This window comes from Streptomyces sp. NRRL S-31 (assembly GCF_000718775.1).
Taxonomy (GTDB): domain Bacteria; phylum Actinomycetota; class Actinomycetes; order Streptomycetales; family Streptomycetaceae; genus Streptomyces.
On record NZ_JOCB01000318.1, the window covers coordinates 1 to 202 of the forward strand.

General features: G+C 68.3%; 1 pseudogene. It reads left to right on the forward strand.

What is annotated here, in order from left to right:
* Positions 1-202, forward strand: a pseudogene (locus tag IF37_RS0138840) (alpha/beta hydrolase); the annotation flags it as partial.

Below are 202 nucleotides of genomic sequence, written 5' to 3' on the forward strand. Positions count from 1 at the left end.
GCCTACTACACCGCCTTCTACCGCGACTTCTACAACCTCGACGACAACCTCGGCACCCGCATCAGCGAGGAAGCCGTCCGCAACAGCTGGAACGTCGCCGCCGCCGGCGGCTCCCACGCCGCCGCCGCCGCACCCCTGACCTGGTTCACCGACTTCCGCGAGGACCTCCCCAAGATCACCGTCCCCACCCTCATCCTGCACG